The sequence below is a fragment of the Shewanella sp. KJ2020 genome (assembly GCF_024197625.1).
Taxonomy (GTDB): domain Bacteria; phylum Pseudomonadota; class Gammaproteobacteria; order Enterobacterales; family Shewanellaceae; genus Shewanella.
On sequence record NZ_JAKUKD010000006.1, the window covers coordinates 69,163 to 93,985 of the forward strand.

The window sequence follows — 24,823 nt, forward strand, 5'->3', positions numbered from 1 at the left end:
GTTTCGATGCGAGCATATTTGGGCTGTGCGGCTCGCCAGAGAGGAAAGTGAGCCGGACCTAAGGACTTTCATCTTAGGGTCATATTTCTGTCACACTCGTCATCAATCTGACATATTTCCCTCGTATCTTTAGGCCCACATAAATCGATAAATCTGTGGCAGATTTTCGCGTACATGCAATATTTATCATTTAAATTCCTTCACTTGTTGGCTGTAAATCTGATTGCACAACGGCGGATGAATGCTATTGTATATTGCGCCATGACGCTTGCTTAAAGGAGCTGTGCAGTGTCCCCGAATACCGATAAACTTTCGATCGATAAAGAACTTTCTTGGTTGTCATTTAATGAGCGGGTGTTGCAAGAAGCCTGCGATCCCAATGTCCCCTTAGTCGAGCGGGTACGTTTCCTTGGCATTTTCTCCAACAACATGGATGAGTTTTTCCGCGTACGGGTGGCGGCCGTCAGACGTTCGATGTTGCTGTCCTCACTGCAGGAAGGACGGAGCAATAGCCGTCATCTTATGGCTAAAATCCAATCTAAAGTGATGGCCCTGCAAGAGCGTTTCGATAACATTTATACGGATCTGATGCGTGAATTAGTTCGCCGTAATATTTTGTTAATCAATGAGAAACAATTAAGCGATTTCCATAGCGATTGGCTTAAAAAGCATTTTAGGGATCATTTTAAGCGCCATATTGCTCCACTTATCGTCAATAACAACCGCGATCTGGTTAAGCATATTAACGACGATGCCACCTATTTATGTGTTTGCCTATACACTAAAGCGCGCCGCCAATATGCCCTAGTCGAAGTCCCTACGAAAAATGTACCGCGCTTTATCGAGTTGCCCGCTGAAAAAAGTAAAGCTAAAAAACATCTGATCCTATTGGATAATATCATTCGTCATTGTGTTAATGAGCTCTTTGGTCCCTTCTTCGAATACGACGCCATTGAAGTTTATTCGATGAAACTCACCCGTGATGCCGACTTCGACATCACCGACGAGTTAGAACAAACCCAGCTCGAAAAAATGACCAAGGGCTTAAAAAAACGCCTCACCGCCGAACCCGTGCGTTTAGTCTATGACAAAGAAATGCCCGAACACATGCTAGTGATGCTGAAAGAAAATTTGAATATCAGCTCCACCGAATGTTTAATCCCAGGGGGTCGCTACCATAGCTTTAAAGACTTTATCGACTTTCCTAATCCGAGCCGCGATTACCTCGAAAATGAGAAACTCCCCGCACTGAATAGTGCAGGTTTTGGTCGCTGCGCCAATAGTTTTGATGCGATAAAGATGGGCGATATTATGCTCAATTATCCGTACCATAAGTTCTCCCATTTCACCGAAATGGTACGCCAAGCGGCCTATGATCCTGCGGTGCGTTTTATTCGAATTAATTTATACCGCGTGGCTAAAAAATCCCATGTGATGCAATCGCTTATCGATGCGGTGAAGAACGGCAAGCAAGTGACCGCCGTCATTGAACTGCGGGCCAGATTCGATGAGCAATCCAATATCGAGTGGACGCGTATCTTAGCCGAGGCAGGTGTTAAGGTTCACCATGGGATCACTAGCCTTAAAGTGCACTCTAAGCTATGCCTAATTGGCCGTGAAGAACAGGGCGAAATGAAACTTTACTGCCATGTGGGTTCGGGCAACTTTAACGAAGGTACTGCGCGGGTCTATACCGATTTGTCGCTGTTCACCGCCAATCAAGAAATTGCGCGCGAAGTTGAGCAAGTATTTGACTTAATTGAACATCCCTACCGCCGAGATAATTTCCAACATTTAATAGTGTCGCCCTACGATGCCAGACAAAAGCTAACCCATTTGATCGATCAAGAAATTGTAAATGCCAAGAGCCATATCAAAGCGGCTATTACCCTAAAGCTCAATAACTTACTCGATGATTCCTTGGTTCAAAAGCTCTACGAAGCCTCGGCCGCTGGGGTCAAAATCAAGCTGCTTATCCGTGGAATGTGCTCACTGATCCCAGAAATCCCAGGGATCAGTGACAATATTGAAGTCTACAGTATTGTCGATAGATTTCTTGAACATTCCCGCGTCATGTTATTCCATGCTGGCGGTGAAAATAAGCTCTTTATCTGCTCAGCCGATTGGATGAGCCGCAATATTGATAATCGTGTTGAAGTCAGTACGCCTATCTATGATCTCAATCTAAAACAGATGGTCATGGATATTTTATCTTTACAATTCAATGACAATACTAAGGCTCGTATCATCAATAAGGAGCAGAGTAACCCCTATAGAAACCGGGGTAACAAGCGTAAAGTGCGTTCTCAAATTGCCATTTATCAATATCTGATTAATTATGAGAAGCGCCAACAGCAAGAATTTAATGCCTTACTTGAAGCAGCAAAAATTGAGGCAGAGCAAACCTCAGGCACACTGACCGCAAGGTTTACGCCCGAGTTACAGGCCAAAGCCAGTTGACAGTACTGGCTTTATTATCGTCTTGATTGCCTAAGGATAATCCGATTGGTTGCCACACATTCACAGCCGCGACACTTTGTCGCCATCGACATGGGCTCGAACAGTTTTCACCTCGTTATTGCCCGAGAACAAGATGGCAGTTTGCAGATATTACACAAAGAAAAACAACAGGTTCAACTGGCTGTAGGGCTAAATGCCCAGAATATCTTAAGCCAAGAAGCGATGGATCGTGGCCTCAACTGTCTGCGGGATTTTAACCAGCGCTTCTCAAATCTAGATCAAGCCCAAGTCCGGTTAGTTGCCACCCATACCCTCAGAGTGGCTAAGAATCGTGAGCAGTTTATCGAGGCCGCCTTAAGTATTATGCCCTACCCGGTCGAGGTCATCTCTGGCCACGAAGAGGCTCGCCTTATCTACAATGGTATCGCCCAGAGCCAAGTGCTAGGTAAACGGAATATCGTTATCGATATTGGTGGCGGTTCAACCGAGGTCGTTCTCGGGCAAAAAAATACCCCAACCCATTTATCTAGCCTACGTTGTGGTTGCGTCAGTTTTAACGAGCGTTTCTTTATCGATGGGCAAATCACCCCCGCCTCCTTTCGCGCCGCACAGAGCGCCGCCGATAAACAATTTGCCTCATTATCAAAGGAATACTTTAGTGGGGATTGGGATTTAGTCCTAGGTAGCTCTGGCACAGTCAAAGCCATCTGCGAGGCGATTCAAGAACAACACGGCGATGAAACTATCACCTTACCACGGCTAAAGCAGCTCAAACTCACGCTGATCAGATACGGCCATATCAACCAGATCCAGTTTGCGAATGTGGATGATAAACGCATCCCGCTCGTCCCCGCTGGGCTTGCGATTTTAATCAGTTTTTTTAGACGTTTACCTATTCAGCAGCTGGAGTTTAGCCCCGGCGCCCTGCGTGAAGGCGTGCTCTATGAGCTGGCAAAAATCGGACAATATCAAGATATCCGCCATCGCACCGTCAACAGTATTGCCCAGCTTTACCACGTCGATATGCCCCATGCCACAAAAGTCCGTGATACCGCCATGGCATTGTTTGAACAGGTCGCCGATGAGTGGGCATTAAGGCCCCATGCCCGCCTGCTTGCCTACGCCGCCACCCTGCACGAAATAGGGCTACACATTAATTCAAAGGCATTGCATAAACACGGCGCCTATATCATCAGCAACAGCGACTTGCCTGGATTTAGTGAGGCGCTGCAACAGGATCTAGCTCGGCTTATCGCCAACCATAGAAAGAAGCCCACCGAGTTGCTGCAAGCCGAAATAGAACCGAACCATAAACTGACGCTGATCCGCTTAGTTTGCCTATTGCGTCTGGCGGTACTGCTTAACCTTGGCCGCATTGCCAAGGCACTGACCTTGGATAAGATCCAAGTCACCCAAGACGGGCTGATATTATTTATTCCCAGCCATAAACGAAAAATCAGCCTGTTTATGAAGGATTTACAGCGGGAACAAAAACACATGTCTAGCTTAGGCATGACGCTACAACTGGTGTCTAACCTAGGGACACACGCCGACAAGGGCGTGGATATCAAGCAAGACACCCCAGAGGCCGTTCAAGCGGTTGCGAGTTAACTCTCTGTGTTGAATGAATTATCCCTTTGATTTGGGTAGCTCAAGCCTGTCGAGTTCACAACCACAGCCACTACAGTACATGGCATAGAGATCATGACCTAATTTATGGCATTGATTACATGAGCGTAAATCCCGGTGACGCCCCACCTCTTGGGATATTTCCGCCGTTAAGATCCCCGTTGGTATCGCAATAATGGAGTAACCCAACAACATGGTAAAGGCTGCAATGGCTTGGCCTAATTCCGTTTTGGGCGTGATATCGCCATATCCCACAGTGGTAATGGTGACGATTGTCCAATAGACAGATTTAGGAATTGAGCTAAAACCGTTTTCGGGGCCCTCGACAACATACATCACAGCACTGAGCACCATAATGATCAGACTGACCGAGAAAAAGAACAAAAAGACCTTGCGACTCGACTGCATCATGGCCCTGAGCAGCAAATTGCCTTCACTTAAATAGCGCAATAATTTCAGCACCCGAAAAATTCTAAAGAGTCGCAGCACCCTAATAACTAACGTAAAATTCGCCCCAGGAATAAATAAGGCTAAATAAGTAGGTAGTACAGAGAGGAGATCCACCAGACCATAAAAGCTACGGGCATAGCGCACAGGCTGGGTGGCGCAATAGAGTCGCAAACCATATTCGAGGGTAAATATTAGGGTAAAAACCCATTCCAGCACGCGGATCACTGCACCATAGTCGCGGTGAAATGACTCCACAGTATCGAGAAACACTAAGGTCACACTGAGGACAATACAAATCATCAAGCCGATATCGAAGTAACGCCCAGCCGGAGTATCTGTTCCAAAAATGATGATACGTAGCTGACGCTTAAATGGGCTCTCGAAGTCAACGTTCTCGGGGATTTTTTCAGACATAGGGCTTAAAACATCCTCACTAAATGGGTTAATATTCACAATCAGCGAATTTCACAAGTCTGCCACGCAATTGCAACTAGCTCAAAATTATCTAGTCACAGAGAATGAAATTTGCGGTATGATGCGCGAAAAAGATAATCATCGGTTAATTTTTTAGAGGACGACATGCGCGTTACCTTACTCTCCACACTGACATCACTCGCTATGACCCTAGCGGCATTCGTTTCACCCCAAGTGCTTGCGTCATCGAGTATGGGCAAAGTCGACCTAGTGGTGATTACTAAATCAGAATCCAATATGGCGCTGCTGCGCGATGGTAAAATCCTCAAACAATACCGGATTGCCATGGGCGACTTACCCGCAGGACATAAACTCAAAGAAGGTGATCAGCGTACGCCCCAGGGCCGTTATATTCTCGATTATAAAAAGTCCGATAGCGCCTATTACAAATCCATTCATATTTCCTATCCAAATGAAGAAGATAAGCTAAGAGCGAAGGCCCTTGGCATTAAACCAGGCGGGATGATCATGATCCATGGCCAAAATCCAAGATCCTCCCTGCCGCCCGAGCAGGCTCAGCAGTACAATTGGACCGATGGCTGCATTGCCATTACCAATGCTGAAATGGACGAAGTGTGGAAAGCCGTTGACGAAGGCACACCGATTGAAATCTGGCCCTAGGTTTTATAGCACTTACGCTCTCACGCCCAGTTAAATGGGCGTTTTTATTTCTCCTCCTACGTTTGCTATTCCAAAGGAGTCCCTATGTCATCATCAGAGATGCTAGGCACAAACCCAACTCAACCCAGCCTAAGCTATACAGATTTACTCCACTCTTGGCCCCAATTTGAAGCCAAGATCTTAAACTTACTTGCAAAATTAGATCTCGCTGACAAAAAACTTGAGTGTGACCATGTTGCCCTAAGGGTTAATTCCGTTGCCAGCGCCGATGCTCTGCGCCAAGCATTTTGTCAGCTCGGCCACATCATCTCCGATAATCAAATCAATGGCCGCTGTATCCTTATTATCGAATTGCACACTCCTTTGACCTTAGGTGAATTTTCCATTCCCTGTGTTGAGTTACCCTATCCAAGCGACAAACGTTATCCCCAAGAAGGTTGGGAGCACATTGAGCTGGTGATCCCATCGCAAGCAGAGGACTGCCAAACCCTAAGCGAAGATCTTAAGTTGTTGTGTCCCAAACTCGCGCCACTGTTAGCTGGTGAGGCATTACCAGAGTCAAGCGAGCCGATTCATATCAAGATGAGTTCCCCAAAGGGAGAAAAAGAGCGCTTAGCCAATCCCACCATAGCCTTTAAGTACCAAGAGGTCTGCGTCAAGGTTCATCCCCATGGCATAAAGGCGGTGATTGCCAGTGAACAAGTTGCTACCATATAACGAGTTAGGTTTTATTGCACAGCACAGCATCAAAGATGCCCACGCAAAAAAGGAAGCTGAATATGAAGCCACATAAAAACGAAGCGCAATTGTTAAAATTTGCCCTCGAAATCGGTGTAGGTTATGCCAAAAAACGCGGATTTGATGAGTTTGACCGCGGCGTCTCACCCAAAGATAAAGTGGAATGTATTTATCGTCTTCTGGTGACGGATAACCTTATTCAACCCTTGGCCAAGGACAAAGAAGATGGCCCCAATATGAAACACAAGTTAATCCTGTGGATCAGCCGTCAGTTACCCGCCGATCACCCCTTACTCAAATAGCCATAGGTCAAGCTATTTAACCTCATCAATAATAATGGCACCTGGGGTGCCATTATTATCAATCAGCATAAGTAACGAGATAGGTATCCTGTTACTTTGGGCTTACAGCCGTTTTAGCGGCCTTTTCCTTCGCGAGTACAGTCGCCATAGGCGACACTAGGGTCGTAGGGTCGAGGCGCATTTGATACCAATTTACCCGCCAGTCTAAATGTGGCCCATTGGCGCGCCCAGTCGCCCCCACTTCCGCAAGGGCTTGTCCTTGTTTTACTGTTTCCCCCGCTTGGACATAGAGCTTACTCAAATGCAGAAAACTCGAGCTCACGCCATAGCCATGGTCGATAATCATAGTACCACCCGAATAAAACATGTCTGGTACAGATAAACTTATCACCCCATCTGCGGGCGCGACAACCACAGTGCCGGTTTTTGCCGCGACATCGACACCAAAATGCGGGTTGCCGGGAACATCATTATAAATACGCTGACTACCGTATACCCCCGAAATACGCCCGGTGAGCGGCCAAATAAAGTCCTGTAAAAAGGCGGTTTGTTCACTAAACGTGGCCCTCGCCGCTTTGACCTGTGCCGTATCCTTTGCCGCTCTTTCCTGGGCGATAGGATCTGGCTTCATGATCTTGTTGCTAATGCCTTTTACGTTTTGAATATCGTACTGCCGCTGAGCCACAGTCAAAGGCTTAACCTCAGTCAGTCCGTCAGAATAAACTAAAGTCAATTGCTGGTTCAGCTCGCCATCACGGTCAAAACCAAAGGCAAAGTGCCCGTCTGGAGTCACTCTTAACGCCTCACCATTTAAACTGACTTGCGTGCCTGCGGGGGCTTGCCCTCGAATAAGTGCGCCCTGTTCGAATTTGCCCTCAAAACTCACCTGAGCATAGGCACTTGTCATCATAATCAACAAGCTTAATGCTGAAAAAATAATGCCATTCATTACCTTAGGCATACTGTGCGGGCGAATCAATCGCAGAAAAACAGCACAAGACTGGCCGAGGCGGAACGGTTTTTGGTCATCAAACATCTTCACAACAATCCTTATTAGGCTGATTAAATACGGCAGCAAACCCTAACGTTGAAGCTAGGCCGATACACCCTTAGTCACTATGGCCCCCTTACCTACACCCTCATAGGCCACCACAGTAAAATGGCTAGTGGGCACCTTAGCCGCCAATGTGGTTGCCATATAATCGGCTAACAATTCCACCGTAGTGTCATGGGGAATAAGGTCACAACACACCTTAGGCATAGCCAATTGGAAATCCCCTTGGGGCGCTTGGTAGTGAAACCCATAGTGGCTGTCATCGGTTATCCGCGTTTGCGGCGAAAGATTGAGGGTCTTAACTGAAACCAAGTCCTCTTCACTGCCTAAATAAATATCGTGCCAACGCTTGGCCCAATACTCATCCCACTTAGGTGCTGGGTTACCATTTTCAAACACATTTACCGGACTCCGATGACCATGGGCAATACGCTGGCAATTGCCATCATGTTTTCGCAGACCATGGCTGTAATGGTAATAAGGGGTATCAAGGATTTCATGCCTTAAGGTGAGCGTGATCCCCTCGACATTTGCCGGTAGGGTTTCACGCAGTGCTTTTTGCAAAAAGGCATTCACGCTGGGAATATCAATTTCTTCGGTCGGTACTAAGGCAAAGGCTTGGGAAGGACAGGCAAGATGGATTTCACCGAGCAAACTATCAAAATCCATCCACACTCTATCGCCCTGCTGCTGCCAGCGCACGCCGCTGCAGGCCGTAGGCACTAATAAACGGTGATCGGCCACCGCATCTATAGTCTGCTTGATGGTACGTTTTACTTTAGCGAAATCGAGCACCATATTTTGCTCATCTAATCCGCCCTCTAGCAGCACATCGACAATCCAACTTTCCCCCACCATGCCACGCTTGGGGCACAAATAGGAAAAATCGATCACGGTTAAATCTTTAACAAACAATTGCATTAACGCTCCTCGGCAGAAAAACAGTCCACCTATGTAATTTAAAAGCACCACTTAGCGATGGCCGAGCGTGCTAACTTGAGCAATGAAAGTCTTACCCAAATAGTGAATAGGGATTCTAATCAATTCCGTGGCTGGCTGCGACAAATGAATCCATTCAGCCGAATATTTTGTCTCTGGTTTTTATCAAGCGCTTGAGTATCAGGCTCTCGATAATCAGACAATCCTATGCCATTCATCCAGTGGGGTTTTAATCGAGAGAAACACTGCCTCGCCTAATGGCAGATAGACAAAAAATTACGATGCATCGCCCTAGTCGATTAGCCAGCAAACACTTAACCTAAATAGCATTAGATCTAACAAAATAACACTTCAAAAACAGTGAATTAGATCGCAAAAACCTAATCCACAACAGCGATAGACCCAATCGAAACAAAGCATTATCGCTCCGTAGCATTAACCGTTAGCATCCCCTTAAACCATACAAAAACCAAGGTTATAGAGGGAGAACAAAATGACCAAACTGACATCTATCGCGTTTTTCATCGCGGGCATATTAACCAGTACCCATGCCATCGCAGCCGAACCCATTGAAGTTATTACCGCCGCCAAGATCACTGAACCTGAAAAAGTTGAATTAGGTAAAATGCTATTCTTCGAACCCAGACTGTCTAAATCTGGCTTTATTTCCTGTAACTCTTGCCACAACTTATCAACCGGTGGCGTCGATGCCCTGCCCACATCCATTGGTCACCATTGGCAGGAAGGCCCAATTAACTCGCCCACAGTGCTTAATGCCGACTTTATGCTGGCGCAATTTTGGGACGGCCGTGCCAGTGATTTGAAAGAACAAGCCGCCGGCCCTATCGCCAACCCAAAAGAAATGGGCTTTACCCATGAACTTGCCACCGAAACTATCGCCTCTATGCCCGCTTACCGTGCTCGCTTCGCTAAGGTTTATGGCGATGAAAACGTCACCATTGACCGTTTAACCGATGCAATTGCCACCTTCGAGAAAACCTTAGTTACCCCTAATAGCCCCTTCGACCAATATCTTCTGGGTAAGCAAGATGCCATCAACGCCGATGCCAAAGCGGGTTATCAACTCTTTAAGGATAAAGGTTGCGTGAGCTGCCACAATGGCCCTGCGGTCGGTGGCACTATGTTTATGAAGATGGGTTTAATCAAGCCGTTCCATACCAATAATCCCGCTGAAGGCCGTAAGGGGGTCACGGGTAAAGAAGGGGATAAATTTGTGTTTAAAGTGCCCACGCTGCGCAATATTGAACTCACCTATCCCTACTTCCACGACGGCAGTGTCTGGACCTTGGAAGAAGCGGTGAATACCATGGCAGACATTCAACTAGGGCAAAAACTCTCTGATAAAGAAGTCAAAGAGATGGTCGCCTTCCTTAATTCGCTCACGGGTGAACAGCCACAAATCACGCTGCCAATTCTACCGCCATCGAATAAAGAGACGCCACGGCCAGTGCCTTTTGCGACAGGCACTAAATAGAACTGCGCTTAACGTCGTAGTAAGCGTCAGAAATACAAAGGCCGAGGAATGATCCTCGGCCTTTGTATTTTGTTTAATGCTTGATGCTTAAGCGATATTATCCCAATGGGATTATTCGCCCTTAAGACGACGATCGAGCTGATCTTTTAAGTTTGCCGGTACGCCTTTAATCAAAATGGTGTCCGAGATGGGATCGTAAATCACCCGTTGGCCTAGGTGACCGCCATCGAAACTTAAGGTGACACCGCCCCCCGTACCCGAAAACTTCTTTAGCTGACGCAGGGTCGATTTATCCGCCGGAAATTCTTCATCGAGTTCATAACTGCCACCACGGGCAAAATCGTAGAAGGAATCCATGCCTTGATCGGCTAACTCATCGGCCAAATCTTTGATCTCAATGTCAGCGCCTTCATCGAAGCGCTCACTGCAATATTCAAACACTTTATTGCGACATTGCTGACGTTCTTCTTTAGTCAGTTCACTGCTAGCAACAAAATCCTCAACCGCATTCATCAGAGTCTTGTTTTGCGCTTTAGTGTTGACGCCTTCTACGCAGCCCATAAAGTCGAGGAAAAAGTCGGCAACTTTGCGCCCCGCACGGCCACGGATAAAGGAAATGTACTTGCGAGAATCCTTATCGGCCTGCCACTCGGTTAAATCGATACGTGCCGCCAATTGAATATTGTTTAAATCCAAGTGGTTATTTTGTGACAGTTCCATATCGTCTAACACTGTCATCGACGACTTAGCACTTAATAGGGCAACAAACAGATAATCGCTAGTGATGCTGGTGTAGCAAGACATCAGCAAAAAACCGCCTTGGCTAAAATCATATTTTGCCAATTCTTCCTGTAGCAATTTACTGGCTTGGCCCGAAAACTCCACAAAACCTAGCTCGCCGCCACGGTATTGAGTGAGTGCATTGGCAAAGGCAGGATTGGCCTCACCGTCGTCACCGTGAATGCCGAAATAGCCGAATCCCTTACCCGCTTTACTGGTATAAGTCTGATGCAATTCGTCCAGCATCATCTCGACAGCCTGACCGTTCAGCAGAGGTTGAGGACGTAAACGGCAACGCAATTGCCCCTGACTGTCCTGGGAAATCTCGTGAATAATTGCTTGTTCGATGTTAATACTCATAAGCCCTGATAGTGATGCTGGAATAAATCCGCTATTATATGCCGCTAATCCATTCCAAAGTGAAACATTTTTTGATTATGGCAATCCAATCGAAATACTCAAACGCACAAGTTGAATCATTAATCGCCGAAGTACTGGCCGTGTTAGAAAAGCATAAAGCCCCGACGGATTTAAGCCTGATGGCGCTCGGCAATTGCGTCACCTATTTGTTAGAGCGTAAAGTCCCTAACGAATCGCGCCAAGCCGTGGCAGAACAATTTGCGAAAGCACTCGCACAATCGGTTAAATCCAATTAAGTTAGTTGGGTACAAACGTTAAAAAAACATAAGATACAACGTCTTTTAGGAATAAGCGGATCACTATGGTCGAGCGAAAAAAGCAAATGAGCCGCGATAGGGTTTCTCGGCTCATCAACTGGGGACATTGGTTCGCCTTCTTTAATGGCCTATTGGCCATGATAGTGGGTAGCCGATATCTAAGTAGTGTAGGTTATCCAGAAACTTGGTACGGTTGGATTTATCTTACGGTAAGCACCATTGGCCAATTTAGCTTTCTCGCTTTTATCGCCTATTTGATCTGCCTATTCCCGTTAACCTTAATCTTGCCCTATTCGAAGATATTGAGGGGAATAGCGGCGGTTATTGCGACCTTAAGCCTGTGTATCTTATTGTACGATACGATTGTTTATGCCGATTACGGCATGCATTTAAGTCCCTTCGCCTTCGATTTGGCCTGGGCAGATCTCAATGCCCTGCTCCATGGCACATCCTATATAGTCACGCCACTGGCGATCATCACGCTTGAACTGACCTTGGCAAATTTTTTGTGGAAGCGTATAGAGAAGATCCAAAAGCTGAATTTAGGCAATAAGGTCATCACCTTAGTGGGTGTGTGCTTTATCAGCAGCCATTTGATCCATATATGGGCCGATGCCAGCGATATTACCGAAATAACGCGATTCGATGAGGCCTATCCGCTCGCTTACCCTGCGACCGCCCGCTCCTTTATGGAAAGCCACGGTATTGATGGCTCGCCTTTGGAGAATAATGACAATAACACTACTAGCGTACTCAGCTACCCATTGCAGCCATTACTCTGCCAAGCGGAAACCCAAACCAATGTATTGATGATCACCATCGACAGTTTGCGTGCCGATATGGTCGATCCTAAAACCATGCCGTTTCTTCATCGCTATATGGAAAATAACCAATCATTTACTGAGCATTATAGCGGCGGCAACCAATTTAAAACGGGGATGTTCTCTCTACTATACGGCCTGCAAGGCAGCTATGGCGATGCGAGGATATTCAATAGCACCAGCCCAGTGCTAACCAAGAGTTTCCAACAGGCTGGCTACCAGCTGGGACTCTTTATCCCCGAAACGAATCGGAAACTGAGTTCAGCCCAGGCCATGTTTAATGACTTTACTTCTATCGTTGCCAAAGAAACCAATGGCAGTGCCGATGCAGATTTGCAGACAGTCGCGCACTTTAAACAATGGCACAGTGTCCAAAATAAGCCCTGGTTTGCCCTGCTTAACCTAAAGGCACCGGAAAATTTCGATACGCCAGTGGGCTTCCTCGGTATCGAAACGGTTAAAGCAAATTTACCGCCTGCGCAAAAGGTATTGTTCAATCAATACCGCCAGTCATTATATTTTATCGATAACCAATTAGAGGCGATTCTTGCCAACATCCCTCAGGATACCTTAGTGGTGATAACCGGGGTAAATGGCAAGATTTTCACCAGTAATAGCGATGAAGCGCTGCGCAACCTGTCGCCAGAAAGTGTGAAAGTGCCGCTGGTTATCCATTGGCCCAATGCCATCCCCGCTAAAGTTAAGTATCGCACCAGTCATTACGGCATAGTGCCCACCCTAATGACCCATGTATTAGGTTGCACTAATAACACCACAGATTACAGTGCTGGTAGAAGCTTACTGCAACCGAGCAAAGAGACCTGGATTTATATTGGCGATAGCCGGATTTTTGCGATTTACCAACAGTCAGAAGTCACCGTCATCGACCGCCACGGTAAATACCGGATCTACGATGAAAACTATGAGCATCGACTGCGCAAAAAAATGAGTGCACCAGAGCTTATCCAAGTGATGCGTGAAGGTCGGCGCTTGTATAACCATTAAATAAAGATAAAAAAGCCCCATCTTGGGGCTTTTTTTATTGAAAAAACTGTTAACCATAGCTCCCCAAGTAACTCATTTAACTAACATTCGATTTATCCCTGCTCTGAATCTCAGAAAAAGTGTAATCGATACGTTATAGTTATATCAATAAACAACACCGCATATTGTTAGCAAGTCTATCGGTGACAACTTTATGATGAATAAAGCCAAGCAGAATAACGCAGCGGCTAATGTCCAAGCCATCAATATCATTCTTAATAGTCTTGATGCCCTCGTCTATGTCTCTGATATACATACCTATGAGTTATTGTATTTAAATGACTATGGGCTCTCTGTTTGGGGCTCAGCCAAGGATAAAAAATGCTATCAAATTTTGCAGTCCGGACAACACGCCCCGTGCCAGTTCTGCACAAATCACAAATTACTCGATGCAGATGGTAATCCATCGGGCGTTTATGTATGGGAATTCCAAAATACCCAAAATGGCCGTTGGTACCAATGCCGAGATCAAGCGATACACTGGACCGATGGCCGCTTAGTTCGCATCGAAATCGCGACCGACATCACCGACCGAAAACAGATTGAGCATGAGTTGATGCTCGCAAAAGCACAGGCTGAAAAACAAGCCGATACGGATGAGCTGACGCAACTGAATAATCGCCGCGCATTTTTCAACCTCGGCCGACAGGTCGTCCATCAGCTGTATCGAACCCAGCAAACACTCTCAATCATCATGTTCGATTTAGATCATTTCAAACGGATAAACGATCAATGGGGGCATGCAACGGGGGATGCCGCACTCATTCATGTCTCCCAACTCGCCCAAAAATCCGTACGGGCCTCGGATATCCTCGCAAGATTAGGGGGGGAAGAATTTGGGGTATTGCTCCCTAATGCCATACCGGAACAAGCCAAACTACTGGCAGAACGCATGCGTAGCGAATTTGAACAACAAGCTTTTCAATTTAATGGGCGAATGATCCACTGTACCGCCAGCTTTGGGATTTCATCCATCAACTTAGCCACGGCTCGCCATGAACTTGAACCCCAAGATCTGCTCGAAACCTTACTCAACAGTGCAGATCAGGCCATGATGCGAGCAAAACAAGCGGGACGTAATAGAGTATGTGAATTAAGCAGCCCCCTTCAATCAAACTTGGCTTAACTGAAGGGGGCTGCGCAGTCACTGAGTTTCACCCAAGGTAAAACCCTGCAACAAACTTAACGATACGTCAGTGTCGCAGTATCGGTTAACTTGTCATTATCTTTAACGGTCAGCTCGACTGTGTGTTGACCACGGCGGGCAAGGCGTAATACCACTTGACCGTTAGCGCGGGTGCCGTTGTCGAACGTCCACTTATGTTGCTTGATCACGCCATCGGTATCATAGCTAGTCGAGATAAACATATCGACCAGCCATAAATTGATATGCTGAATTTGCGCCACAGGCGGTTGTTTCACATCCTCAGCAACCACAGTCACAGTTTGCGACGTGCTATGGGTTAAGCCATCGTTATCCGTCACAGTTAACGTGACCAGATACTCACCACTTTGACTATAACTGTGAGTCACTACCTCACCCACAGCCACTGTGTTATCACCAAAGTTCCACTCGGCTGACACGATTTGTCCATCACTGTCACTTGAAGTGGATGTCAGTTGCACCGCAGCGCCATTCACCACTTGAGTGAAACTGGCTACTGGCGCGACTTTTTCCGCTTCGAGCAAGAGTGAAATCACCACAGGATCGTGATCCGATGAGCGATACGCATCCGTGGCGAATAAGTCTTGGATTTGAGCGGGTGTCTTAAACTCTTCGTTGTAATCCAATACACGCGGCTCGTCGGTATTGATATGCCACTCGGTCACATCCACCACTTTATCCAGCAGGGCTGCGTTTGCTAAAGCATGATCCAACTGACCCGATTCAGCCGAGAACACATAGGAATAAGGGTTCGGTTTTTCAAGTTTGGCAAACAGCTCACTAAAGCCCGCATTAGCTAACGCCGTTAATGGATCTTCCTTCGCATAGGCGTTCAAATCACCAATCAGCAGTACGCCTTGATCTGGATATTGCTCGCCTAACCATTGACCTGCAGCCGTCGCCGCACGGGTACGAGTGATATTACAGTTGCCTTGGCCGTCATTCAGATCAGGATCGCCCGCACATTCACTGCCCTTAGATTTAAGGTGATTAACCGCAACCACCACGCCTTCTTCACTGCCGTTCACACTAAAGGCTTGGGTCAGCATTGGACGGTTTTTGCTATCATCAAACAAAGGCTGTTGGTCATCATCCAATGGCGAATTGGCACTGGATAGTATACGTGCAGCGCCCTGCGGCGTGACTTTATCGCTACGATAAATCAAGCCGACTGTGATGGCATCGGTGCCAATCGCATTCATACCTGTTGGCGCGATATAAGCGTAACGCGCTTCACCCACAGCGGCATTCAAACCTGCGACTAAATCGGCAATGGCTGAATTGGCGCCAAAGCCATCGTTTTCAATTTCCATCAAACCAAATACATCGGCACTAATGCCCACCATGGCGCTGACAATCTTCGCCTTTTGACGCTCAAATTCGCTTAAGGTATTGGCACCTCGGGCAGTTGGGAAACCTGCACCTTGACCATCACCGTTAAAGTAGTTAAGTACGTTAAAGCTAGCGACTTTTAGATTACCGCCCTCAACCAATGTAGGTGCGATTGGGCGTGGATTTTCCGCTATAAAGTTCACTGTCTCAATTGGCATAATGCGATACAGATTAAAGCCATAGTGCATTACACCCGTAAGCGATGTGGCTTTATCGCCTACACGCACAGTGTTTGATGCGCTCAGACCAGGAGCGGGGAATTGCACAGGATCAGGATTCTGCGCCGTTAAGCCGTCATCCAATAAAATACTGTCACGTTGGTTGGCTGCGCTCACTGCCAGCGCATCCGCGCCCGGTGCTGCCACCTGCGTACCAATAAAGTGGCGCTGACTGCCTAATGAAATCTCGCCATAACGCCCGAGGTTGTAGACTTCGTTCACCACTAAATCTTGGCTAAAACGAACACGCATGCCCTCAAAGGGCTCAAAATCATCACTGCTGTTTACCGGTAAGGTCACCACCGCTGCAGTTGGCAATGCTTGACCTGTGGCACACAACTTGTGATCTGATACAGTCGTGAGTTCAGTTAAGCCTTGGTATTCAGTGACTTTGGCTTTTAAACGAATACGATCGCCCGCCACATACGCGGTAGGCGCAGTGCCGGTATACACAAACACACCTTCCGAGGTTTGGGGATCGCTATCGGCTTCGTTATCGGCCATTTGCACGAAAATGCCCTTAAGACCGGCTTCTTGATTACTGACGACAACCGCTTCAACCACTAAGGTTTGACCATTAAGAGGGCTTATCGCGCCCGCGCCTTGCAGCGCATGAATTGCTGTGGCTTCTTCGCCGCACACTAAAGCACTCGGTGGAGGGTCGACGGGATCGGTTGGCGTACCAGCGCTGAATTTACCGAGATCAGAAATATTATCCTTCGCAAAACCTAACCAAGTGCTAAAGCTGACCGCATCGCCACTGATGGGATCGGCAATTAGCTGATCAGGATTACGGCGCAGGGTATTGTCTTGAGTGGATAAGTCACCACTACCCCACTCGGCACCGGGATCGACACCAACTTGACCTAAACTATCAATCACTTGATTTTGATAAGTCAGTTCAATCGCATCGTCGCCGTTAAAGAAGCTGGCGCTACTCTGTTGATTTGTAACCGCAAGAATATCGGCCGACGCATCGTTATCGGCAACCACATAAGTCGCCCCCGCCGCTAATGATCCAGTGAGCGCTATGGTCGTGCCGACATTGGTGCTGCCATTAAAATAGAAGCGCAATTGGTATTGGCTTAAATCAATCACGCCTGCGGTTGGGTTATACAGTTCGATGGCTTTATTGTTGCTGCTGCCTTCGACGTATTCTGAAATGATCACATTATCCGCGCCATGGGCAAGCCCACAAACGCTGCTGATGGCTAACGCCAGCACAGTTTTAGTGTTAAACATTGAGACCCCTAAATGTATTGTTTTAATATTTTGTATTGAATTGCGATTTAATTGATGCGCTTAGATGCTTCAAGGTGATATCACCTCGAACACTGACGATACTATAGGCGACCAAAGTTACAAATTGGTTGCGGCTAAGTTGCAACTTAAGATGGATATTATTCGTGGTATTTGGCAAGCAGGACTAGGAAGAAAGCAGTACGGAGGATGCTGGCCGCCCATTAACCATGCGGCCAGCAATCATCAATGTGATAGGGATAAATCGTTCTTAACAGAATAAGATGAAAGCCCTGACGCAGGGCTATAAGGGCTGAAGCTTCTCATCGAGCAAACTGACCAGCAGTAACTCACCTTGGGCATTCACCCTAAACTCACCGAACTTAGCCGCACTAAAATGATCGGCTTGGCCTTCTTCAAAGAAAAAGCTGTTCGATGCGAGCTTAATTTGATTACCACGAACACGAAATTGCACCCGCAGCTGATCTTTACCCAGCGCTTGGTCAGTATAAAAATCCACAAAACGCGCCACTTTTTGCTCATCTACAGCCAACAATAACTGGCCCTGCAGTTGCTGCGGCGCTAAGGCGCTACGTACATCCCGGGCAATGGCATATTCAAGCGCCATATAATCCCCCTGCATTAACGAGCGCGGATCGACTGGTGCTAGGGCAAAGCGCACCACTTGGCCGTGATTAAGCAGCTGTTCAAATTTGAAAATGCGCCAATTCACGCCAGTCAGAATCGCCACTGTTGTGAACAGTACTATGCCCAGCGCCCATTTATGTGAAGCCGACAGTTTTCCCATCACATTTCCCATCAAATAGTCTCCTTGGCATTTTCATTTGCCGGAAATAACCGCCACATCAGTATTCTTGCCACCAGCAACAGCGCCCCTAGACCCATCAAATAAGCAGATTTCAGCAACAAAGTCGTTTCGAGGGAATAATAGTACCCGCTGACAAATAACAGCGCCGACACAATTCCCATCCCCTTAAGCCAAGGTTCGTTGCAATAATGGCCAAGTAAGATCAATAGGATAGCCGTTGATAATCCCTGCATAGGTAAGGATAAACCGCTAATAATGATTAAACCGATAACACACCCCAGCGCCGTCAATGAGCTTAAGGATTGTTGGCGTTCGCGGAAAATAGTGACTAATAGAAATCCGCAAATACCTAAAATAATCGACAGATGGAGCAGCGTAAATCCCAGACTTTGTTGCCAAGGGCTAAATAAGGCTTCAAAAATACTGTCCATGCTAAAGGCATGCATCAGTTGCAGCGAAAGTAATCCCAGTGCAAAGCCATAGATCAGCATGCGCGCGCGGCGGTAATGACGTCCGAATCGATTGATATTAAACAGCACTAGGCTAATGGTTAAGGCAAAAAAGCTGGGGCTGAAATGAAGCCATTCGAATTTTGCCATCAGGCCAATCACGCACCAACTTAAGCAAAAAGCGAATACAAACTGAGCTAACCCATGGGCAATTAAGCCCCACAGCAGCAAGAGCATGCCCGCCATACACAGATACCAGTTGAGGCTAAAATCATTGTCGATTAAATCATATAATCCCCATGCGACACTGATGACCCCACTCAAACAGGCGGCAAACGCCAATTGCTCAATAAAAATCTGTTGCCGCGGCAACAAGTACAGCCCAATGCCCACGGCTAGATAGGTTAAGCCGATAAATAAAATCACATCTTCTTCAACTCGCTCAAAAATGGCACCCAATACCGCCATCATAAAGCCCAACAGAAACAAGGCCGCTATCCAAGCAGCAAAAGCCTGCATAGTGGCAATATACCAAGGCATATCATGCTGTTCTGGCATTTGAGCCGTGCTAACTTTCCCCTCGGCATACCAGGTTTGCCACTGTTTTATCAGACTTAAATCAGCCAAAGTCGCGGTTGAAGCGACATCGCTCTCTTTCCCTTGGGCCACTATCGCTAGAGACTCAGGATCAAGCTCAGAATCAGGCTCAAGGACGGGCTCAGGCGCCAGCTCAGATATAGGCTCATGTTTAGAGATGGGTTCAGAGATAGTTTCAGATTGGAGTTCTGACTGTGGTTTAAGCTTGCGACTGAGTTCCTTTAACCAAAGACTTAAGCCAGTGCTCGCCAAAATGATGTAAAGCCCAATAAACAGAAATCCGCCTATGGGATCATGGTCCTCAAACATCAGCCGGATCAGTAGCGCAGCGCCCACGGCAATCAAGCTAAAACCGCCCAAGGCCAAGGGATAAATGCGCGGTAAGCGATAGCGAAAAATAACGAATCCCAACACCAGATGGGCAAGATAGCCACAAATAATCCAAGTACTCGCGCCATCAGGCTTAAAAAGATCGTCGAAAATCAACCAAGTGATTAACCAAGTAAAACAGCCCATCGCAAACAGTGAACACACATACTCAAGGATTGGCGCATGCCAGCGCCCCGCGACTTTGCGGTCTAAAAAGATAAAAGCGTAATAGATAGCTAAGTTCAAACAAACAAAGATCAGCAGTTGGCCTTGCTCATCCAAGAAGGTTCCCCATAAATGGGAAAAGGTATCCAGAAATATCCCTATGCTGAGGTTTAGTAGTCCCACCAACAACAACCACAAACCATCGAATCCCGCCACCCAAGCAAAAGGCAAAATCATTAGGGCCCACAGGGCGAATAGCTGCCAAGGATCTGCCCCAGTTTGATAGGTTTGTCCAACCAGGGCCAACAAACCACCGACTAACACACAGGCCGCGAGTAATACGGCATTAGCAACCGTTGTCCCAAAAGGCGTGCTCTGGGATCTTGATACTGTAACGGATGGGGTGTTTGATGCGATCGATGGCTGACATGCGGCTCGGTAATAGAGCCACATAAATGCTGCAATAGCGAGCAGTATCGCCGCTTCTAGCAGCGCAAATTTGGCAAATCGACCCAAGGATTGCCAATTATAGGCGAAGAAAAATACCACTCCGCAAACAAAACCTAATGCTCCAAACCACAGTAATAACCCTGCAATCAATGCTCGCCAGCGACTCGCGTCGGGGCGAACAGAAAGCCGATGATAAAGTTGGTCCGCCTGTGCTGGGTTTATATGTCCTTGTTCAAGCCATTCACACACTTGAGATGTTAAAGAGCCCAATATGAGATCTCCCTTCAGATAATAGAACTCGCCTGCACAAAATACGCATTAACCTCACTTAAGTGCAATAATTAATTGTATTAACTTGTATCGCACACAGGTAAGCTTAGATAACAATAGCGAACAGGAGAACTTATGCGGTTATGTACTTTCTACAAGCTGCTATTTTGCTTAATACTCAATAGTTGTTTGAGTATCACGGCATTTGCTCAGACTCAGATCACCCAAAAGCCACTGATCCGAGTTGGCGGATACCAATTTGCCCCCTACGTAAATCTTCAAATGGATGGCCGCTATACGGGTTTAACCCTAGATCTCATTAATGCCCTTAATCAGGTCCAACAACAAGTGACATTCGAATTTGTCCCCACCAGCATAGAACACAGACATAAAGCTCATGCCGCCGAACGCTTCGATATGATGCTCTTTGAAGATCCTAGTTGGGGCTGGGAGCACACTAAGATGCAGTTTATTCCCTTGAATATAAAGGATGGCGAGGTCTTTCTCACCCTAAAAAACCGCACGAAAGATCAGCGTTACTTTGCAGATTTAACTAATAAATCCATGGCATTAGTAAAGGGTTACCACTATACCTTTGTCGGTTCTGAAACCGATCCGGAGCAATTGAATAAACGCTTCAAACTGGTGTTTGTCACCAGCAATAAAGCCTCAATTGAGACGATTTTACGCCAGCGTGCCGATATTGCTCCCGTGACCTTCTCTTATCTCAATTATTACTTCACCCTTAATCCTGAAGAAAAAGACAAACTCTTTATTTCAGAGCAATGGGCACAACATTATCACCTTGGAGTATTGTTAGCCCCGCATTCACAACTAAAGGTTGACCAGCTTAGCCATTGGCTTGAATTACTCGAAGGAAGCGGAAAGCTGGCGGCATTAGCCCAAGATTACGGATTTACCCTCCCGGCTCCCAAACCCTTAAAGCCTTAAAGCCTTAAAAGAAAGTGGAGCCCTTGGCTAAGTTGCCGCTCAGTTAGGATAACGACAGTAAAGGCTCAAACAGAGCTAATAGACTGATTAACAAGAATACCAAGGCCTGAATATTCAGCATTGGGCTACTATTAGGCGGGCTTAAGCTGGCAACATAAAACTGCCATATTGAAAAAATGCCGTAATTAAGCCCTAAAAATAAGATTAAGCTGTAGGCATACATCTCAGGGATAACATTAAGGCTGCTGACCAAAAAAATTACCGTTGAGGTCAGAAAAAACACTGACTGACAATGGAACATACAACGCAATATTTGCTTACTCTGCTCGCTCACATTGGCCTTAAGCAGTGGCGCTAGCAACATTCTTTGACCTTGTACCAAGTGGTAGCCGCACACTACCGCACTCAAAGCCGCAGCGGCCATCAAACTTATTTCCATGACTATTCTCGCTCTATTCATACAGACAGGAATTAGGACCTGTAAAGGAGCACTCCAGTTTCACCGTGACATGAAATAGACTGTCGCTCTCGGTGATAAAAACAACAAAGGAGCCGCAAAGCTCCTTAGTGATCACAGACAATACACACCCTACTTACATTGTCGCCATGGTCCAATAGTCCAGACGCTTTTGTGGATCGGCCAACAGATTTTTACATTCCTCTTTATACTTGCCCATCAAAGCCCCTAAATTGCTTGAGCCGCCTAAGCTCGCAATTTGACGCGCCTTAGCATCGGCAACCGCCTGTATTACCTCGGTTTCTGTTCGGTATTTTTTAGCGAGGTTTTCGGCTTCAATTTTCGAGCTTTTTAAGCGCTCACCTACGGCCTGCATTTGTGGCGCATTCATCGCACTAATGGCTTCAGAACTTACCTGATAATAGGCCGCACACTCGATCACTTCTTGACTAAATGCTTTTTCCGCTTCATCGGCCCAAACTGCGGTACTCGCACTTAGCGCTAAGCTGGCGATGACTAACGCTTTTAACATGTTATCTTTCCTTTTTATTAGCAATAATGAATAAACCTACTTAAGTGCGGAAGATATCTCAAGCTCATAGGTAAAAAAATCTTGATTACGCACAAAACCTAAGCCTTCGTATAAGCCCTGTGCGCGTAAGTTATCCCTTTGTGTTTCGAGGATCAAATAACCCACATTATGGGCCCTAGCGTAATCCGCCGCTCGCTGCACTAATGCCCGCCCAATGCCGACACAACGGGCATGCTGAGTGACAAACACATCGTTGAGGATCAATATAGGCGCCAAACGCAGGGATGAAAAACTGGGATACAACTGTACAAACCCAAGGTCAATCCCTTGAGGATCCTGGGCAATAAACACCACAGACGAGTTCTCTTGCAAACGAGCTCGAATAAACTGCTCTGCTGCAGCTAAATTGTCAGTGGCACCATAAAACTGCCGGTATTCATTAAATAACACCGCAACCCCATGGCTGTGGGAAATATCTGCTTGAGTAATAATGCTTGCCATGGGCATTTCCTATCGTAAATTACTGGACTAATGGTCTCTGGCGTAAACGAAATTGCAGACTACTTTTCACCGTCGGCCACTCAGTATCGATAATGGAATAGACAACGGTATCGCGAATAGTCCCATCCTTTAGGATCCGATTATTGCGTAATACCCCATCCTGCTTAGCGCCGAGCCGAGCTATAGCTTGGCGCGAAGCCTGATTATGCCAATGGGTACGGAATTCAACGGCTATCGCATCTAAGGTTTCAAAGGCAAAAGTTAACAACAGTAATTTAGCTTCGGTATTAATTCCCGTGCGCTGGGCTCGCTTGGCATACCAAGTGTAACCAATCTCGAGGTGACGGTGCTCGCTCTCCCAGTGGCAGATCCGTGTACAACCGACAATTTCCCCGGATACCCTATCGCGCACGGCAAAGGGAAAACTCTCACCCCGCGCTTGTTCTTCTAAGGCTTTAGCCACATAGGTTTTCATCTCGCAAGGCTCTGGAACGCTGGTAAACCACAAACGCCAAAGCTCGCCATCAGCCACCGCTAAACTCAATGCCGCCACATGGGATAATGACAAAGGTTCTAGCACTACATGTTCACCACTTAAACAACCTAAGTTATCTCCACTGCCCACAGTATCGTCTCCATTAGATAAGTTAAAAGTGTGTTCTTGCGCACATTTTTATCTAGCCTAACATTAATCGATAAGAAAAAAACACCTTATTTTCTGCGTGATTGGATAAATTAATCCTATTATCGGCGCTTTATATCACCTAGAGCTTAGGATGAAATATATAAGTAAAAGGCCGGTGGGATCGGGGTGATATAAATACTGCGGCGAAAGAATAAAGCACAATATGGGCGACTAAAAAGCAGTTAAACGATATTTCGCATTTAGCTGCTTACTGCTTACTGCTTATTGCTTATTGCTTATTGCTTATTGCTTATTGCTTATTGCTTATTGCTTATTGCTTATTGCTTATTGCTTATTATTAGAGTGTAGAGTGGCTGTTAAAAACCATGCACACTATTACTCACCCTAAACCAACCCGCAATGCTATTGCGTTGGGCCAAGGTCTGGCGAACTTCATGGGGAAAACGCTCACTGAGAAAAATCACGAAATGACCCATTTTAGGGGCGATACGCTCTAGTTCATTATCTTGTTCATCATAAATGATGAGCTCGCCACAATCGGCATCTTTCCAATGGGGATTTAAGAAAAAGACTGTAGTTAAGATGCGATTTTGGCTGCCCTTTAACGCATCAACATGCTTCTTATAAAAGGCCCCTGGCTGATAAACAGCATAGTGGCTTTCATAGTCGAATAATCCCATAAACAAACGACGGTTTAAGCCATTTTTGAGCTGCGTCATCAACTCCAGATATTGGCTGTCGGGCTCATTGTGCTCTTCTAGCCACTGTATTCTGTCTCGGCGAATGTCGGGATTAAGCTGCTGCTCGACGCCGCGACCAATTGATGCGGCTTTAAGTTCATGGGCTTGTGTTGATTGAATTTTTTCCAATAGCACTTGGCTAATGTGGGCAGGAACTAAGTCAGTTAAAAAAACATAGCCTTTGTCTACCAAGGCGTCAGCGATCACATCCAGCATTGCTTCACTTAATTGCGAAACCATTTATGCTACATCCAAAAAAGAGGCTACGCTTTTGCTGTACTCAAGGGCTCAAAGGAGGGGGGAAACTGAGCCTGATTTTCGAGGGGCGTCGATACGGGATCTAGAATATATCCCACAGTCAAATTGGGC

23 protein-coding genes and 1 pseudogene are annotated in these 24,823 nt (G+C 46.5%); 11 read left to right on the top strand and 13 right to left on the bottom strand.

All coding sequences use genetic code 11. The features are described 5' to 3' along the window. The first annotated feature begins 288 nt into the window (after nt 1-288). Together ppk1 and ppx are read left to right on the top strand one after the other, a co-directional pair. The gene (gene ppk1, locus MJO46_RS03755; RefSeq protein WP_253988176.1) at nt 289-2,460 is read left to right on the top strand and encodes a polyphosphate kinase 1; all 2,172 of its coding nucleotides are present in this window, start codon (nt 289-291) and stop codon (nt 2,458-2,460) included. Nucleotides 2,461-2,505: 45 nt separating this feature from the next. Next, entirely contained in the window at nt 2,506-4,071 is a 1,566-nt protein-coding gene (ppx, locus tag MJO46_RS03760) for an exopolyphosphatase (RefSeq protein WP_253988177.1), read from the top strand. A gap of 18 nt (nt 4,072-4,089) precedes the next feature. Here the strand turns inward: ppx and MJO46_RS03765 are convergent, their stop codons facing one another. Further along, entirely contained in the window at nt 4,090-4,953 is an 864-nt protein-coding gene (locus MJO46_RS03765; protein ID WP_253988178.1) for an ion transporter, read from the bottom strand. A gap of 165 nt (nt 4,954-5,118) precedes the next feature. Between MJO46_RS03765 and MJO46_RS03770 the strand changes: the two genes are divergently transcribed. The 3 genes from MJO46_RS03770 to MJO46_RS03780 all read left to right on the top strand — a co-directional run bounded on the left by MJO46_RS03770 (nt 5,119) and on the right by MJO46_RS03780 (nt 6,674). Further along, complete coding sequence (locus tag MJO46_RS03770; protein WP_253988179.1) at nt 5,119-5,634, top strand: murein L,D-transpeptidase family protein; 516 nt, start codon at nt 5,119-5,121, stop codon at nt 5,632-5,634. A gap of 84 nt (nt 5,635-5,718) precedes the next feature. After that, entirely contained in the window at nt 5,719-6,351 is a 633-nt protein-coding gene (locus tag MJO46_RS03775) for a VOC family protein (protein WP_253988180.1), read from the top strand. Between the two features lie 62 nt (nt 6,352-6,413). After that, complete coding sequence (locus MJO46_RS03780; protein ID WP_007648517.1) at nt 6,414-6,674, top strand: DUF5062 family protein; 261 nt, start codon at nt 6,414-6,416, stop codon at nt 6,672-6,674. A gap of 91 nt (nt 6,675-6,765) precedes the next feature. Here the strand turns inward: MJO46_RS03780 and MJO46_RS03785 are convergent, their stop codons facing one another. After that, on the bottom strand, nt 6,766-7,584 hold the full coding sequence (locus tag MJO46_RS03785) for a M23 family metallopeptidase (RefSeq protein ID WP_253988204.1): 819 nt from the start codon (nt 7,582-7,584) through the stop codon (nt 6,766-6,768). Nucleotides 7,585-7,767: 183 nt separating this feature from the next. After that, entirely contained in the window at nt 7,768-8,649 is an 882-nt protein-coding gene (locus tag MJO46_RS03790; RefSeq protein WP_253988181.1) for a 6-carboxytetrahydropterin synthase, read from the bottom strand. A 511-nt stretch (nt 8,650-9,160) separates the two neighbouring features. Between MJO46_RS03790 and MJO46_RS03795 the strand changes: the two genes are divergently transcribed. Next, nucleotides 9,161-10,162 (top strand): cytochrome-c peroxidase, encoded by a 1,002-nt coding sequence (locus MJO46_RS03795; RefSeq protein ID WP_253988182.1) that lies wholly within the window; start codon nt 9,161-9,163, stop codon nt 10,160-10,162. Between the two features lie 111 nt (nt 10,163-10,273). On the opposite strand, the gene yejK is transcribed toward MJO46_RS03795, so the two are convergent. After that, the gene (gene yejK / locus MJO46_RS03800) at nt 10,274-11,302 is read right to left on the bottom strand and encodes a nucleoid-associated protein YejK (protein ID WP_253988183.1); all 1,029 of its coding nucleotides are present in this window, start codon (nt 11,300-11,302) and stop codon (nt 10,274-10,276) included. Nucleotides 11,303-11,379: 77 nt separating this feature from the next. On the opposite strand from yejK, the gene MJO46_RS03805 reads away from it, so the two are divergent. From MJO46_RS03805 to MJO46_RS03815, 3 genes are all read left to right on the top strand, one after another. Then, nucleotides 11,380-11,598, top strand: coding sequence for a YejL family protein (locus tag MJO46_RS03805; RefSeq protein ID WP_253988184.1), 219 nt, complete (start codon nt 11,380-11,382; stop codon nt 11,596-11,598). Between the two features lie 65 nt (nt 11,599-11,663). Then, complete coding sequence (locus tag MJO46_RS03810; protein ID WP_253988185.1) at nt 11,664-13,445, top strand: DUF3413 domain-containing protein; 1,782 nt, start codon at nt 11,664-11,666, stop codon at nt 13,443-13,445. A gap of 193 nt (nt 13,446-13,638) precedes the next feature. Beyond that, nucleotides 13,639-14,610 carry a GGDEF domain-containing protein gene (locus tag MJO46_RS03815; RefSeq protein WP_253988186.1) on the top strand — a complete coding sequence of 324 codons (972 nt, stop codon included), beginning with the start codon at nt 13,639-13,641 and terminating at the stop codon, nt 14,608-14,610. A 56-nt stretch (nt 14,611-14,666) separates the two neighbouring features. Here the strand turns inward: MJO46_RS03815 and MJO46_RS03820 are convergent, their stop codons facing one another. Further along, a complete protein-coding gene (locus tag MJO46_RS03820; protein WP_253988187.1) occupies nt 14,667-17,501 on the bottom strand; it encodes an ExeM/NucH family extracellular endonuclease in 2,835 nt (944 codons plus the stop codon). 64 nt (nt 17,502-17,565) lie between these two features. On the opposite strand from MJO46_RS03820, the gene MJO46_RS03825 reads away from it, so the two are divergent. Further along, nucleotides 17,566-17,781: a hypothetical protein gene (locus tag MJO46_RS03825; RefSeq protein WP_253988188.1), complete on the top strand. Its 216-nt coding sequence runs from the start codon at nt 17,566-17,568 to the stop codon at nt 17,779-17,781. Between the two features lie 21 nt (nt 17,782-17,802). Here MJO46_RS03825 and MJO46_RS03830 read toward each other — a convergent pair whose 3' ends face one another. From MJO46_RS03830 to MJO46_RS03840, 3 genes and pseudogenes are all read right to left on the bottom strand, one after another. Continuing rightward, a complete protein-coding gene (locus tag MJO46_RS03830; RefSeq protein ID WP_253988189.1) occupies nt 17,803-18,318 on the bottom strand; it encodes a GDYXXLXY domain-containing protein in 516 nt (171 codons plus the stop codon). Then, nucleotides 18,318-19,334: a DUF4401 domain-containing protein gene (locus MJO46_RS03835; RefSeq protein WP_367880908.1), complete on the bottom strand. Its 1,017-nt coding sequence runs from the start codon at nt 19,332-19,334 to the stop codon at nt 18,318-18,320. The genes MJO46_RS03830 and MJO46_RS03835 overlap by 1 nt, the downstream gene beginning before the upstream one ends. A gap of 225 nt (nt 19,335-19,559) precedes the next feature. Further along, nucleotides 19,560-20,627: pseudogene (locus tag MJO46_RS03840) on the bottom strand (DUF2157 domain-containing protein); the annotation flags it as partial. 135 nt (nt 20,628-20,762) lie between these two features. Between MJO46_RS03840 and MJO46_RS03845 the strand changes: the two are divergent. Continuing rightward, a complete protein-coding gene (locus tag MJO46_RS03845) occupies nt 20,763-21,578 on the top strand; it encodes an ABC transporter substrate-binding protein (protein ID WP_253988190.1) in 816 nt (271 codons plus the stop codon). Between the two features lie 43 nt (nt 21,579-21,621). Here MJO46_RS03845 and MJO46_RS03850 read toward each other — a convergent pair whose 3' ends face one another. The 5 genes from MJO46_RS03850 to MJO46_RS03870 all read right to left on the bottom strand — a co-directional run bounded on the left by MJO46_RS03850 (nt 21,622) and on the right by MJO46_RS03870 (nt 24,694). After that, on the bottom strand, nt 21,622-22,017 hold the full coding sequence (locus MJO46_RS03850) for a hypothetical protein (protein WP_253988191.1): 396 nt from the start codon (nt 22,015-22,017) through the stop codon (nt 21,622-21,624). 154 nt (nt 22,018-22,171) lie between these two features. Further along, the gene (locus MJO46_RS03855) at nt 22,172-22,567 is read right to left on the bottom strand and encodes a hypothetical protein (RefSeq protein ID WP_253988192.1); all 396 of its coding nucleotides are present in this window, start codon (nt 22,565-22,567) and stop codon (nt 22,172-22,174) included. Nucleotides 22,568-22,603: 36 nt separating this feature from the next. Continuing rightward, the gene (locus MJO46_RS03860) at nt 22,604-23,068 is read right to left on the bottom strand and encodes an N-acetyltransferase (protein WP_253988193.1); all 465 of its coding nucleotides are present in this window, start codon (nt 23,066-23,068) and stop codon (nt 22,604-22,606) included. A gap of 19 nt (nt 23,069-23,087) precedes the next feature. Continuing rightward, entirely contained in the window at nt 23,088-23,693 is a 606-nt protein-coding gene (locus MJO46_RS03865) for a GNAT family N-acetyltransferase (RefSeq protein WP_253988194.1), read from the bottom strand. Between the two features lie 377 nt (nt 23,694-24,070). After that, nucleotides 24,071-24,694: a 2OG-Fe(II) oxygenase gene (locus MJO46_RS03870; RefSeq protein WP_253988195.1), complete on the bottom strand. Its 624-nt coding sequence runs from the start codon at nt 24,692-24,694 to the stop codon at nt 24,071-24,073. Nucleotides 24,695-24,823 lie beyond the last annotated feature (129 nt).